Annotated in this window: 14 protein-coding genes; 4 read left to right on the forward strand and 10 right to left on the reverse strand. The window is 37.0% G+C overall.

Going from position 1 to position 13497, the window contains the following annotated elements; genetic code table 11:
* Nucleotide 1: 1 nt before the first annotated feature.
* From K5G00_RS16095 to K5G00_RS16115, 5 genes are all read right to left on the reverse strand, one after another.
* Nucleotides 2-3802: a DEAD/DEAH box helicase family protein gene (locus K5G00_RS16095; protein ID WP_238767207.1), complete on the reverse strand. Its 3801-nt coding sequence runs from the start codon at nucleotides 3800-3802 to the stop codon at nucleotides 2-4.
* The gene (locus tag K5G00_RS16100; protein WP_238767208.1) at nucleotides 3799-5106 is read right to left on the reverse strand and encodes a restriction endonuclease subunit S; all 1308 of its coding nucleotides are present in this window, start codon (nucleotides 5104-5106) and stop codon (nucleotides 3799-3801) included. The genes K5G00_RS16095 and K5G00_RS16100 overlap by 4 nt, the downstream gene beginning before the upstream one ends.
* Nucleotides 5103-7172, reverse strand: a complete 2070-nt coding sequence (locus K5G00_RS16105; protein WP_238767209.1) for an HsdM family class I SAM-dependent methyltransferase — start codon at nucleotides 7170-7172, stop codon at nucleotides 5103-5105. Before K5G00_RS16105 ends, K5G00_RS16100 begins: the two co-directional genes overlap by 4 nt.
* 9 nt (nucleotides 7173-7181) lie before the next feature.
* Nucleotides 7182-7469 carry a helix-turn-helix domain-containing protein gene (locus K5G00_RS16110; protein WP_238767210.1) on the reverse strand — a complete coding sequence of 96 codons (288 nt, stop codon included), beginning with the start codon at nucleotides 7467-7469 and terminating at the stop codon, nucleotides 7182-7184.
* A 352-nt stretch (nucleotides 7470-7821) separates the two neighbouring features.
* Nucleotides 7822-8004 (reverse strand): hypothetical protein, encoded by a 183-nt coding sequence (locus tag K5G00_RS16115; protein WP_238767211.1) that lies wholly within the window; start codon nucleotides 8002-8004, stop codon nucleotides 7822-7824.
* 178 nt (nucleotides 8005-8182) lie between these two features.
* Between K5G00_RS16115 and K5G00_RS16120 the strand changes: the two genes are divergently transcribed.
* The 4 genes from K5G00_RS16120 to K5G00_RS16135 are packed head-to-tail and all read left to right on the forward strand — an operon-like array spanning nucleotide 8183 to nucleotide 9372.
* A complete protein-coding gene (locus K5G00_RS16120; RefSeq protein WP_238767212.1) occupies nucleotides 8183-8395 on the forward strand; it encodes a hypothetical protein in 213 nt (70 codons plus the stop codon).
* A gap of 7 nt (nucleotides 8396-8402) precedes the next feature.
* The gene (locus tag K5G00_RS16125) at nucleotides 8403-8747 is read left to right on the forward strand and encodes a hypothetical protein (RefSeq protein WP_238767213.1); all 345 of its coding nucleotides are present in this window, start codon (nucleotides 8403-8405) and stop codon (nucleotides 8745-8747) included.
* 15 nt (nucleotides 8748-8762) lie between these two features.
* On the forward strand, nucleotides 8763-9137 hold the full coding sequence (locus K5G00_RS16130) for a hypothetical protein (RefSeq protein ID WP_238767214.1): 375 nt from the start codon (nucleotides 8763-8765) through the stop codon (nucleotides 9135-9137).
* Between the two features lie 10 nt (nucleotides 9138-9147).
* A complete protein-coding gene (locus K5G00_RS16135) occupies nucleotides 9148-9372 on the forward strand; it encodes a hypothetical protein (protein ID WP_238767215.1) in 225 nt (74 codons plus the stop codon).
* A 127-nt stretch (nucleotides 9373-9499) separates the two neighbouring features.
* Here K5G00_RS16135 and traN read toward each other — a convergent pair whose 3' ends face one another.
* From traN to traJ, 5 genes are all read right to left on the reverse strand, one after another.
* Nucleotides 9500-10381, reverse strand: a complete 882-nt coding sequence (gene traN, locus K5G00_RS16140; RefSeq protein WP_238767216.1) for a conjugative transposon protein TraN — start codon at nucleotides 10379-10381, stop codon at nucleotides 9500-9502.
* Between the two features lie 33 nt (nucleotides 10382-10414).
* The gene (gene traM, locus K5G00_RS16145) at nucleotides 10415-11710 is read right to left on the reverse strand and encodes a conjugative transposon protein TraM (protein WP_238767217.1); all 1296 of its coding nucleotides are present in this window, start codon (nucleotides 11708-11710) and stop codon (nucleotides 10415-10417) included.
* Nucleotides 11694-11960: a TraL conjugative transposon family protein gene (locus K5G00_RS16150; RefSeq protein WP_238767218.1), complete on the reverse strand. Its 267-nt coding sequence runs from the start codon at nucleotides 11958-11960 to the stop codon at nucleotides 11694-11696. Before K5G00_RS16150 ends, traM begins: the two co-directional genes overlap by 17 nt.
* 2 nt (nucleotides 11961-11962) lie before the next feature.
* Entirely contained in the window at nucleotides 11963-12586 is a 624-nt protein-coding gene (gene traK, locus K5G00_RS16155; protein ID WP_238767219.1) for a conjugative transposon protein TraK, read from the reverse strand.
* Nucleotides 12587-12648: 62 nt separating this feature from the next.
* A partial coding sequence (gene traJ, locus K5G00_RS16160) for a conjugative transposon protein TraJ (RefSeq protein ID WP_238767220.1) occupies nucleotides 12649-13497 on the reverse strand: 849 nt, incomplete at its 5' end.

The following is a 13497-nucleotide window of genomic DNA, read 5'->3' on the forward strand; positions in this document are numbered from 1 at the left end:
GCTATGAATTTAAATATTTCATTACCTCTACCGGGTTATTCATTATTTCAGGATTCTTATCCAACTTTATAACTTGCTCCATAGTCAATTTTAATATTACAACATTTGGAATGTTATCGACAGTTGTTTTAATGATAATAAGGGAATCCATTTTAATAGCTGCATTCGGAAACTCTTTGACGGCATCCATCAGGGCTTTTGCTGCTTCGCTATTATTTTTGGTTACTTCTGATTGAACTTTCTCCAAATATGCTAATTCCAGGGCTTTTTTGCCTTTATCAATCAATTCCTTTGCCTCTTTGCTGTTTGCAGCTTTCCTGGTAAACACTATACCTTTTCTTATCCATGAGCCTTGTTGAAATTCTCCCAGACTAATAAAATCAAATCCTAAAATTTCAGCAAAATCTTTATATGCGATAAACGTATTTTCAGCTTGAATATAATTGTCTGAATCTAAAAACATATAACCAGTATGTCTCAATATAAATTCAGTCGGAGCTTCAGCTGCAATACTTAGTTGGTCATTTTGTGAATAATCTTTTGTTTTTAATGTTCTTTCAAAGTCATCGCAAAGTTGGTTTAGACTATCCTGGGTTTCTCTAATGAAAAACTCTCCAAGGTCTTTGTTTCTGCGAATAAACTTGCGATAAATCTTTGCAAAGTCATCGTATATTTCTTCTGAGTCAAATGCAGAACCATCGTCCTGAATTTTTGCGATAACTCTTATCCCGGAGCTGTCATTTCTCAGGTAGTCGAAAAACAAATCAATTTTAGATTCAAAGTCTTTAATGAGTTCCTCAATGGCTTCTTCTTCCTGGTTTCTTTTCTCAATAACCTTCAGGATGTTGTATTTGTATTGGTTATCAGAAGCACCATTAGAACCCCCTGTTACTGCTTTCTTGCCTTCTTTAACTTTTTGTTTTACAGGAGCAACAATACCAATTTTGTTATCAAAATAGATTTCTACATCGTCTATTATTTCATCCTGCCTATTGATATTGTTGTATTCATTATTGAATCTTCTCCAGAAATTGAGAAAGTGTTCTTCACTATACTTTTTATCTAAATGAATGACAAACTCAATAAGATTAAGGATTCTGAAATATTGATTGATTTTTGATTTTAACTCTTTCGATTCTTTCGGATTCCCAGTGATATAATCCGAGAAGCTGTTTTCGAGTTCAATAATGGTTTCGATATTTTTATCTCCGCTTTCGTATTTAGTAAAAGCTTCGAAATGATTTAAAAACAATGAGTGCTGTTTTAAATCCTGATAAAATATATCAAGCTTTTCTTCATCTCCCAGAGGGTCAAAGTCTGATACAACGACATTACTAAAATGCTCAAAGGCTGCTTTTATATTTTCTACATTGATGTTCTTGTAAGAGAAATCAATGATTTTACAGTCGTTTTTATATTTGGTTGTTCGGTTAACCCTGGAAATTGTTTGAATTGCGTTAATGCTCCTGATTTCTTTATCCAAAAACAGGGTGTGCAACTTGGGTTCATCAAAGCCAGTTTGAAGCTTATCTACGACGATTATCAGCCCATTCTTTTTTATGGCGAAGTTTTGCAATACCTTTTCTTCTGATATGCCACCGTTCAATGAGTTTGAGCTTGGATAATCCTGACTCTCGCTATAAACAATATACACCGGCGCATCTTTAAAACGCTCGTATTTCTTTTCTTTGGTTATTTCGCTGAAATACTGTTCTGTATATTTTTTATATCGGATAGCTGCTTTTATGGAAGATACGGCCAACATGGCTTTAGCAGTTCCTCTGATTTGATGATAAACAGTAGAAACTAAGCGTTCAACAACAAATTTTGAAACAGCTTTAATCCGCTCATCATTCTCATATATTTTTTTCTTTCGAATGGCGTATTTCCTGCCGTATTCATCAATACCAGTATCGATATCGTCTGGTATGGTTTCGTACCCAAAATCACCTTCAAAACCTTTTATTTCACTATCCGGCAGTTCAAAGAACATTTTGGCAGAAACGGGCACAATTCCTTTTATGGGATTTAGAATATACCCGTCTTCAATGGCTTCCCGCATTGTATAATAATCAAACGGAACCCATATTTTCTCAGCTTCGGCATATTTATTAAACTCACCGAACCTTGCTAATGAGTGGTCGCTTGGGGTAGCAGTAAAACCAATGATGAGATTTTTTTTCTGTTGCTGCTTCTTATAGCTATTGTTGTTATCAAAACTGCTTTGCAATTCATCAAACAATGAAATCATTTCTTCATGCTGAACTCCACTGTTGCTCCGGTGAATCTCATCAATCAAAAAAGCAATACGAAGTGAAGCCAGTTTTTTTACAATTTCAGGAGCTAAAACATCTTTAATGGTTGTAAACTTCTGAACATTAACAACTACAATTCGGGTATCACTATTTAAAGCCTTTAAGAAGGACTTTTTGTCGTTGGCTTCAATGAACATCTTATTGCTGATGTTCATGTTAAACATTTTTGAATCCAATTGGTCACGCAGTTGCACCCTGTCAACGACCAACATTACTTTATCGTAAACGTAATGGCTGTTTTTTCGCAGGTCTTTTAATTGCAGTGCTGTCCACCCTATAATGTTGCTTTTACCAAATCCGGCGGCATATTGAAGCAATAAAGAATAAACCGTTTTATTGTTCTGGTACTTTTGCCTTTTGGTAATCAGTTCTTCGGCTTGCTTTTCTCCAACTCCTTTTGCTTTTAGTTCTTTGCGAAGTTTATTGATGAAATAATCGGGTTCGTTCTCATGTGACAGAAATTCATCGATTTTACTGAGTATTTTATCTGTGCCAAATTTTTGTTTGGGGCGTGGAGAAATCAACCGACCATCGTTGTGTTTGTATTCCTTGGTTTTACTGCCTTCTTTTTTTATTAATTCTCTTTCTATGAAATTATAATAGAGTATTTCGCGCTCTATCATTTTCTTATCGTACAAAGCCTTAAATACTTCTTCAAACCGTTCGGTTTTTGTTCCTTTCGGATTTCTTAGAGGATAGGTTTTAAAGTCTTTTAGAAGCTTTTTGTTGTAATCGTCGAAGTCGTAACTATGGTCTGAAACTTTATTTTTTATTTCATCGAACTGATTGGCAATATTTCGAATAATGTAGGTCTCATTAATATCGGTTGATGTTATGTGAATGGCTTTTTCAAAAATCTTTAGAAAATCTTTGCGGATACTAAATGACAAGTCGTTATTGTCAGCTATGACCAGGTATTCCTGTACTGCATTTAAATAATCTTTGGCAACTTTATTTCTCCCGTTTCTTCTGGCATTTTGGTTATTGTAATTGCTTTTTAATTCGCTGTAACCTAAGTATATTCCATTCAGGAAAAAAGACAGGTCAGGGCGAAAAGAAAAACGTTGTTTGTCTTGAAATCGGAAAGTGTAAGGAAGTTCCTGCACAACAGAAAAAATATTTTCATCAAATAGTTTGTCTTCGTATGTTTCGCTTCCACTTGGATAAAACAAATGCAGTTTTATTCCTTCAAAAGTTACCGATTTGTTGTTGTTTATAAATATGGCCATGTTCATGGATTCCTTAACACGTTGGTTCAGGAAATCCATAAATTCAGTTAATAGTTTCTTTTCGTCGCCAAACTTCCGTAAAAGCTTCCGGTAGTTATCCCTGTTGAGTGTTGTGTCGCTAATAAATTGCTTTAAGTCTTCAACAATAAAAAACTGTGGTGAAACGGTGTTGGCTTTTACTTCTTTGTATTGCAAACCATCGGAGCGTTCACATAAAAAGTTGACCAAGTATTTGTCTTGTAAATCTAGTTCATTCATGGTTCGGTTACTTTTATTTTACCGGTTACAACATCATTAATCAAGGTTTTTCGAAGCTCTTTTAATGTTTCTATCTGATTTTGGATATTGCCGATTATTTGGTCGATTTTTAATGTCTTGTCATCTAGATATTTTGCTATTTGCCTTTGCTCTTGTTTGGGTGGAATAATAATTTTTATGCTTTTGAAGTCATCAAATTTCATTGATTGCCTCATGCTTCCTCCTTGTGAGTAAAAGACCTTTTTTATATCGTATGAGTGTAATAAATAAAAGACAAAACTCGAACATATTGATTTGTGAAATATTAATCCAAGATATGCTGAAGTTATAATACCTTTCTCATGAACGAGTCCTACCCTTAAACTTTTTTTATCATTTTGAAGGTCTGTTAATCTTAAAATTATGTAGCCTTTTTCTACAATTTGGTAACTGTCAAATGATTTTGGCAGTAATCCAAATGCTGTTTCAAAATCTTTTATTACAATGTTTCCATAACTTAAGGATAGTAAATTTGTCTCCTTTAAAAGGATATTCTTCCTTTTGTTTTGCTTGCAGATATCAGTTGTTCTTTTTATTTCCCAATGTTCAGGAATCATCCCAATCCAATTAATGCCGCTATCTTTTAGCTTTATATTTTTTTCTAACCCACGACAAACAGTTGCACCAATTAGGCTTCTACGGAGTTCTTGATAATGGATGATTTTTTGTTCTAACAGATTAATCTTTTTATCAATAGCCGTGGTTTTATGGTCAAGGAAGTTGGCTATTTGCTTTTGTTCTGTTTGATTAGGAATTAATACAGGAATATTCAGTAACTGACCCATATTTAAAGCTTCTTTCGATGAGCCTGCCTGAATCATCATTATATGGTCCTTTATAAAAGGTGACTTTAAATAAAAAGAAAGAAAATCGACCTTCCTTTTCTTTATTCTGAGGAAAATAATATGCTGATTAATATTTGCCTTTTTTAGGTTCTCAGGAACAACACAAGTTCTTCCAATTGACGCTCCTGTTATATTTATTAATATATCAAAGGGCTTTAATTGTGACCCTTTCATTTTTTTATTTGTTTCTTCATCAATGAACGAAACATCTTCAATTCGGAGTCCGTCATCATAGACGTTCTGACTTCTTAACAAAGGGATGCCACTTTCTACGTACACTTCACTGCCTCCTTTAGGAGTAACTCCACTACCAATCCTTATAACTAAATCCTTAATTCTGAGAACACTCCATCCTGAAGGGGTTTGTCCCAAATTAAGAACTTGTTCATCATTATATAATTTGTATTCTTTAATGTTCATAACCCAAGCTCCGATTCAAGGCTTTGTAATTCTTTTTCCAGTTCACTTAAATTAGCAGTAATTTCCTCAACAGCCCTTAGTTGTTCGGGCTTATAAAATTCCTTATTGAAGTTAATTTCTACTCCTAAAATATTATCCAGGAATTCAAAAGGTTTATGAATGTATTTTGCCATAAAATCAGCAATCCACTGATTGTTTTCAGTATCATCGGGTGAATAGGGGATGATTTCATAATCCTTTTGGTAATCGGGTGTTAATTCAACAGAAATAATAATGGAAGCTCCTTTAGTTTTAGAGGATTTATAGGAAGCTTTAATTATGATTTTACCGCATCCCAATTCTTCCTGTTTTCCTTTCTGTTCTTTTATCAAGGTCTCCTTATCTTCATCGTACCAGAAAACAGCATTCTTCTCATAAACCTTTAAATCGGCTTCTTTGTAGTCCAATAGGGCAATTTGTGGTTTTATATATTCATCAAAATAATGTTTTAGAGAATGGTATTTATCTTTATCGTAATCAGTGATTTCAAAATCTGATAGTTCAATCGTTACATCTTCCAATTGCTGAAAGATTTTCACAGGTTTAAGTTTCACTGATTTGGCCCTTATTTCTTCGCCTTCTTTATTGATTTTTACGGGCAGTTGTGATTCAAATGTTTTACCATTTTCATCAATATTGGTCAGCATAATAGCTTGTTTATTATAGTAAAAGTGCCATTTATCAAAGACTTTTGTAAAACCATTGTCTTTAAATTCTGCCAAAGCTTTAACAATTTCATCCCGGTTTTCCTGTGCCATTTCTTTCCTTTTCTTACCCCTGCTTTTTTTGAGTGGCTTGAATAGTTCGGAGCCATTAATCAGAAGCACTTTGTCTTTTCTGTCAACTGCTTTGTTTTTGTTAAATATCCACAGGTAGGTGTATATACCGGTATTGAAGAATTCATCGGTTGGCATTTGAATAATGGCTTCCACCCAATCCTGGTCAAAAAAATATTTGCGGATGTTGCTTTCACCGCCTCCGGCATCTCCACTAAATAGAGTAGAGCCATTATGAACTACAACTGACAGCCCATCGTTAGCCAATTGGTAAATGATGTGCTGGGTAAATAAAAACTGGCCATCAGAAATGGACGGCAGGTCAATAAAACGTTCAGTCGTGTCGTTTTTAATGTCTTTTTGATAACCTTTCCAGTCAACGCCATACGGAGGATTCGCTACAACAATGTCAAACTTCTTTTCTATAAATGAGATGTTTGTAAGTGTATTGCCATATTTTATTTCTGAATCAGTACGGAAACGGCTTTCAATTTTTGCCAATGCATAAAGGGTGTCGCTCCAATCTTCTCCGAAAGTTGCCGTTGGCCGGGAAAACTTTTCTTTGATTTTATCTTCCACACCAAAAAGAAGGTTTCCTCCGCCGCAGGTTGGGTCATAGATTGTAAGGAACTTCCCATTGTCCGAAATTTTGGAAGCAATGATTTCTGATATTAATGAGATAATATCATCTGGTGTATATTGTTCCCCTGCTGTTTCCGCCGAAATGTCCGCCCATTTTCTTTTAATGTGTTCTTCAAGCGTGGTTATTTCTGAGTTATCAAACGGTTCTAAATCAATCTCGCTCCAGGCCTTTACGGTATCAAAAAGAATCCGTTTCTTTTTTAGCTGACCACTTGTGCCGGAAATATCAAGAAACTTTTCTTCTTCCGTTCCTTTGTCAACACCTAATAGGTTTTTTGTCCCTCCATCAAAGGCTCTTAGATAAGCGTGAAAATCAACATCAAAGGTTTTATCATTTTTGCAGATGTCTTTTAAGGTTTTGTTTTTTCGGATTACGTAGTCGTTGTAACCGTAACCTAAATCACGAAATTCTTCGACAAATTCATCAATATCATCCCTGCTTATTTCCTGTTCCAGTTCTTTTGAATAGCGCAGCAACCGGCTTTCTACCAAAATTAGCGCAAAGTAGGGCATCATAAATTTCGGGAAATCACTTTGCTTAATTCCTGCCCCTATTAATAAATCGGCTGTGCGCCAAACGTCTGATTCGTATTGTAATATGTTATTCATATTTAGTCTTTAAACTTCTTCGTTTAATATTTTTTTTAATGCTTCGTTTAAAAAAGGTTGCCCCGAAAAATCCTTCATTATTTTTTCGGCAATATATTTTATCTGCAAATCTTTAAAATTGACATCTAACGATTCGGATAATGGTTTTATCATTGAGATCGTAATTTGCCTTTCGCCTAACTCCATTTTTGATAAGGTGCTGGTATCCACATTCAGGGCATGGGCAACAATGCGCTGCGGAATTCCTTTTTGTTCTCGTCTGGCTTTTATGTATGCTCCAAAATTTGCGTTTTTCATACGAAATTATTTTTAGTAGAGACGAAAATATTTTGAACCTTATTTTGAATTTTAATATTCACAGTAACTTATTGGTTATGTTTTTTGATAAAAACTGCTTAGACAGTCTTGTCAAAAATAGTAATAAATGGAGCTCAAAAAATGACAAAAAATTGAATTTAATTTTTCCTGTACTTTAAAATTGGAATAATTGATATTATTCAATGGTTATCTTTCTATTATTAAGGAAGATATATTTTCTAATAATCTTCCTATACCTCCATCCCCTTCATTCCGGTCATTCGTTCTTCTCACTTCTTGCATTCAGAAGCTTCGGTACCCCATGCAAGAGTAACTCCTGCATTTCGCTAAATCACCCTAATCGGGTTGAACCGCTTATTTCCTCGTTACACTTGCCTTTGCTTACAGCATTAAAAATCTCAAATAAAGTTCCAGTGCCTCCGGTAACTTCATTCCATGTATTTCTCCGAACCTGTTCGGAACATTCCTTACATTCAGTAACCTTCTGCACCGCACACAAGAGTAAACGCCTCATTTCACTTCGTTCGCCCTGTCTTCGCTCAGACCTCACTACTTTACATTCAGCTTCTACACTTGTTTTTGCCAACACGTAAAATTATCGTGAATGTTTAAAGGCCTTTCGAAAAAGTCGAAATTAATTTTTCAAATCACATTTTACAGATCTTCCTTTTTCCTGGCTACAATTTAAAATCATGCCTTTCCGCTCGGCCATTGTTGTTCCGATGGCAAAGGTAAATCCGTGTTTTACGGGTATGCAAGTTCAAGCCTCCGGTTTTGCAGAAAATCTCCATCCTCCTTCCTCGGATAGTATTTCCCGCAAAAAACCTGCATACCCAAACACTACCTTTTTAAGCCACCAAAACAGCAACGACCGATCCGATGGAAAGACGCATAACATTAAATGATAATACTATGGAAAAGAAAAATGAAAATAACAGTTTTGAAAATGTGAGTAACGAAAAACAAAACTCACTCTCCTCCGGAATCCGCATAAGTTTAGGTATGAACTTCCCAATTATCAAACAAAAGTTTGTAAAAATTAAAGAGGCAGAATATTCAACTGATTTCGAGTTTTTCATTCAAAATCAGATACACGTGGTTGTAAGCGGCAATAAAGATTGTACGATTTGCAGCTCAGTTGAAAAACGGGTATTCTGGCAAGGATCTGCACTTCCTGATGATACGGTGTATAACCTAATTGAAGGCATTCATAAGGATATTCTATCCTTTCGGTACGGCGGGGAATTAGTTTACTAACAAAAACACAAAACGATGAAATTAGCTGATTTAAATAAAGATTGGAAACAGGATATTTCCGTCACATATAAACTGGGATTAATTGAATACCAGTGCAGGGTGAAGTATTTCCCATTTTGTAGTGGGAACAGGAATAAATATGAAAATCAAGATTTGACTGAACTCTTTACTCCTGTTTTTCATTTCGAGTTTGAAACCCTGAATACAAAGGAAATGACATATCAATCTCACTGGATTATGCCCTATTCCTTGGCGTGGTTTTTGAATAGCTATCCCGATTCCTCGTTAGAAACAATGGTTCGATTTGCTGCAAAGGAAAATGGATATGTTGAAAGAATTTCAGAGGTAAATCAAAAGTTGCAAAGAGGCACACAATTATCAATTTTCTAACCGACCCATTATGAAAAGAATTTTCAATAATCTCCCGGTTCGATGGATTCTCCGGCTTGCCATCATTGCCCTTGCTTCGTATATCACCGGATTAAGCTTTTGGTGGTGCTTGTTGGCTTATATCGGCATCATGTTTCTTATTGAATTTGCAAAGAATATGATTGTCATAATTCTTGGAATTGTGTTGGTTATTGGTGTATCCTTGGCCATGTTTTTTGGGTTGTTAACCCTCTAAATTTTGAGAAATAAAAGAAAAGGCAACTCAACAGTTGCCTTTCATGTTAACCCCCAAACACACGATAGGTCGGGATGACCTATCAATAATAAAGATACTTAAATTATGATTATTAAACAAAAGAATATTACAGCTTCTTAACTGAATAAGCTTTTGCCAAATCTCCATTTTTGATAATAAATCGCTGATGCCTTCCACCATCCTTTTCGAACAACTCCACAACCAGTTGTTTCTTATCCGGGATAGTGAATTTCTTAAATGCAAAAACGGTACTCTCTGCCTCTTTACCCTTTACAGAGGTTAGATAATTATAAGCCCGGACAGGTTCTATAATCGTTTCCTGAATAGCAGTGCGTTTGACAACTTTTTTATCGACGATTTTGAAAACAAGGAAGTCAATATCAAAAGGAATGTCAGAGGTGTTTTTGATTTCAGTATGGAGGAACACTAGCCCATTATGGCTAAAAATCCCCCTGAGTTGGAACTCAATTCCAAATTGATTGCTATTTACACGCTTAACTTTTTTCCGGTTGGTTTTATAGATTTTCTCCATTGCCATCTGTACCGCTTGCGGCGATTCATTCCCCAGTTCAGAAAGTTGAACCTCCATAGAATTTTCAGGACGATTGGTTAACTTATCGTTATGAAGAAAATTTTTCATTTCGATGTTCAGTTTTTCCGGTTCTTTTGAATAATTCACGATAAACGAGTAGAAGCTTCCTTCATCGGTGATAACGGAGAAGTTAGTTTCTTCAGTAAAATCTTTTACAGCAGCTTTTACCCGGACCACATTTTCCGCACCCTCTGCTTTTCCTGCTATGATATTGGATGAGCCCAAATCAATATAGGAAATCCCCGAAGGGAAAATCAGGTGAACCGTTTTGTCATAGGTAACCTCCAGATAATAGGAAGGGATAACGTTGTTTTTAGGGATAACCTTTGTGTAATTGTTTTGAGCAAAGAGGGAGAAGGTTGATAGATATAATAAGATGAAAATTATCGGTTTCATTTTGATGATTTTTTTGAGTTAAAGAATTTGATTTTAATTGGATGGCATTAACAACAAGCGATGCCCGGCTTTCAGGGTTACTTTGGTTGTCCGTAGTTTTTTTGAAACATACTGGGAAGTCCCCTGAATAAAACTCCGCCCTACATCAGCAGCTAATTGCTGTCCTGCGGTTGTTCCCTGTGTAATACTGATGCTTGTCCCGGCATCGCGCCCCATAGAAGCGGTGATTTCTTTTAAAGCCGTTGTTTCCACAGAGCCAGGAATAAACAAACCTTGCTGTCCGTCTGTGTCGTAGGCGGTCAGTTGCACAGGTATAATATTACCGTTGTGTTCAAGGGATTGTATAAATATCTGCAAACGTTCTCCCTGAATTTGAGCGATGCCGGTTATTAGCGAATTCTTCAGAAGCTCAAAACCACCGGTTTCCACCGGTTCAAGCAGACGAAGTTTTACGTTTTGTCCGTTGACCAGTGTCTGGGTGCTGTTTACACATGCCCAAATCGTATTCCGGTCTTTCTGAACTTTTTCGCATCCAGCGGTTATAAAAGAATAATTACGAGGTGTTGAGACCTGCCCGATAAAAGCCGAATCACTGATATTCTGCTCCAGTGCAGAAACGGTATTATCCGAAATGGTCCTAATAGGTTTTGAAGGAACTGGTTGCTTTTCCTTTTCTATTGGTTGAGATTTTGTTGCTGAAACTTCAGTTTCAGTAACCTGCCCGGATGATTCAGGCATATATCTGGAAGCCAGTTGATATGACTTTTCCATTAGCCTTAACTGCTCATCCACACTGCCTCCTTGTCCCTTCAGAGCAAGCTGATTTTTTAACTCCTCAATTTCCTTTTTCAGCTTTTCATTTTCAGTATCCTCTTTAGGCTTTTCATAAAAATTATCGAGGGTTTTATTAATTCCCTTGTAAGCCGAAGCTGAATTTTGTATTGCTTTTTCCGGTTGTTTCGAGCCTGAATATTTTCCGTTTGATGTGGATTGTTCATCCTTGCTGTCCGGTACCGACAAATCAAATTTTGCAGGTTCGTCGTTCCCCATCATTGCTGAAAACTGTTCCAGTGAACGAACCGGCTTTTCTTCAAACAATTTCTCCTGTTCAAAGGCGCTGATTTTGTCCTTTATAAGGTTGCTTTCCGCAGGCATGGGCAGTTCTGTGTTCAATCCTGTTGCCCCTTTGGTTGTACTGCTTTTTTCTGATGGCTTAAAAATAAGCCAGAGGCTTGCAGCAAAAACCGCAAACATCAAAGCGAAAACTGCATACTTTTTTAGCTGTTGTTTTTGCTTTGGTTTCAGTATAGTTTTATTGTTTTTGTTCATGAAATATATCTTTAAGTTTATGGATTAAACTGTCCTGTGGTAAGTCAAGAGGTTTGATATGTTCGATGTCGAGTATCTTCTGCACCTCCTGATTATTGAAAGAATCCCAAAGCATGAAAGAGAAAACTGAGGCAAAAAGGATGCACAATCCAAGCACAACAACTTTGCGTTTCTTTTGTGGAATCCGTTCACATGCTTTTCGGATGGTATCATCCAGCAAACGGCTGGTTCTTCTGATCTTTTGTTTCATGGCTACCGGTTTATGGTTTGAATATCCCTGTTTTCTTTTACCGTAAAATTCTCAATCGTGAAGCCATGCGGATTGTTGTCGCTCCGTACTGAATTAATGAGATTACAGGTGGTAACCAGGCTCCGCTGCGTGATATTACTCTCCCGGATGATAACCTGCCGGGCATAGGTAGAAGCTGTATAGGGATAGTTCCTGAAGTCAACCACCACACTATCCACCTGTAGTGTCTGATTGATATTCCCGGAGATAATCCTGTTGAAATACCCTTTTTCAACCAAATCCTTGTAATAGGTGTAAACACTTTTGTCTGCCAGAAACATCGCCCGGTTGATGTTGGATTCTATGGCGTTTTTATCCGGAGAGAGCGTAAAGAAGAGTTCGTGAAACCGCCGGATATGTTCCCGCGCTTCCACCGGACGGTTTTGGGATAAATCCTGTGAAAGGGCAAGGATTAACGATTTTCCTTTGTCCAGCACATAGATTTTCTGCCGCTGTTTTTCGGCAAACCGGTAGGCGCTGAAAACCGAATAGCCGGTAATGCCTGCGCACAGGATGACAAATACAATCCCGAAAAAGCGAATCTGCCTGAAGCTCGTTTCAATATTTTTTAATGATTTAAATTCCATAACTTTCTTTTTTAAAATTCTTATTCTTTCTCCTCTCCTTTGGAGAGGTTGGGAGAGGCTCTTTATTTCTTTAATAGTTTCCCTGATATATTTCCTGCTGACGCCCCGACTGCCCCTGCAGCCACAGAACCGGCTTTGCTTGCCGATGAGCTTACATTCTTCCCATAATTGCCCATACCCCCGGCCATAATAATCCAGTTTGCTACTGTTGGAATCGTAAAGTATCCGATAATACCGATAACCATAAACACGATATACACCCCATTGGAAGCCTCGACCGAATAGGTTGGATCTGCCTGTAGCTTGTCAATATCCGCTTGAAGCATCAGTACCTGAATCCGTGCAAGGATGGAGCTGAACAGGTCAGAAACCGGGAGCCAGAGATAAACCGAAATGTACCGGGAGAACCATTGTGTCATTGTCGATTGAAATCCATCATAAATACTAATGGCAAAAGCAATAGGACCAAGAATGGAAAGCACAATCAAAAAGAAAGTACGGATGGTGTCAATAACCAAAGCTGCCGCCTGAAACAGTAATTCCAGAATCTCCCGGAAGAAATCGCGGATATTCTTTTTCATGTTGTACAGGCTCCGTTCAATATACATTCCCGACATGGTTGCCAAATCCGAAGGGCTCCATCCTAACTCATCCAGTTGTTTATCGAACTCCTCATCACTTACAAGAAAGGCAGTTTCAGGATTTCGTTTCATAGCCTCGATTTCCAGTTGCTCTTTTAAATCCCGGTATTTTTCCATATCAAAAGTCTGGGATTCCAACATCTGGTGGGTGCCTTTCACAACTGGGCTCAAGACCACATTGATTGTTCCCAGAACAAAAGAGGGGAAGAACATAATACACAAGCCAATGGCAAAGGGGCGCAAAAGCGGGTAAACATCAATGGGTTCAGT

This window comes from Maribellus maritimus, assembly GCF_022267315.1.
Lineage (GTDB): Bacteria > Bacteroidota > Bacteroidia > Bacteroidales > Prolixibacteraceae > Draconibacterium > Draconibacterium maritimum.

Bases quoted from the DNA above. Each gene is read 5' to 3' on its own strand.
- K5G00_RS16100 (WP_238767208.1), bottom strand. From the start codon at position 5,106: ATGAACATTAAAGAATACAAATTATATAATGATGAACAAGTTCTTAAT.
- K5G00_RS16120 (WP_238767212.1), top strand. From the start codon at position 8,183: ATGCCTTTCCGCTCGGCCATTGTTGTTCCGATGGCAAAGGTAAATCCG.
- K5G00_RS16095 (WP_238767207.1), bottom strand. From the start codon at position 3,802: ATGAATGAACTAGATTTACAAGACAAATACTTGGTCAACTTTTTATGT.
- K5G00_RS16125 (WP_238767213.1), top strand. From the start codon at position 8,403: ATGGAAAAGAAAAATGAAAATAACAGTTTTGAAAATGTGAGTAACGAA.
- K5G00_RS16130 (WP_238767214.1), top strand. From the start codon at position 8,763: ATGAAATTAGCTGATTTAAATAAAGATTGGAAACAGGATATTTCCGTC.
- K5G00_RS16150 (WP_238767218.1), bottom strand. From the start codon at position 11,960: ATGAAACAAAAGATCAGAAGAACCAGCCGTTTGCTGGATGATACCATC.
- traN (WP_238767216.1), bottom strand. From the start codon at position 10,381: ATGAAACCGATAATTTTCATCTTATTATATCTATCAACCTTCTCCCTC.
- K5G00_RS16110 (WP_238767210.1), bottom strand. From the start codon at position 7,469: ATGAAAAACGCAAATTTTGGAGCATACATAAAAGCCAGACGAGAACAA.
- traM (WP_238767217.1), bottom strand. From the start codon at position 11,710: ATGAACAAAAACAATAAAACTATACTGAAACCAAAGCAAAAACAACAG.
- K5G00_RS16105 (WP_238767209.1), bottom strand. From the start codon at position 7,172: ATGAATAACATATTACAATACGAATCAGACGTTTGGCGCACAGCCGAT.
- K5G00_RS16115 (WP_238767211.1), bottom strand. From the start codon at position 8,004: ATGAGGCGTTTACTCTTGTGTGCGGTGCAGAAGGTTACTGAATGTAAG.
- traK (WP_238767219.1), bottom strand. From the start codon at position 12,586: ATGGAATTTAAATCATTAAAAAATATTGAAACGAGCTTCAGGCAGATT.
- K5G00_RS16135 (WP_238767215.1), top strand. From the start codon at position 9,148: ATGAAAAGAATTTTCAATAATCTCCCGGTTCGATGGATTCTCCGGCTT.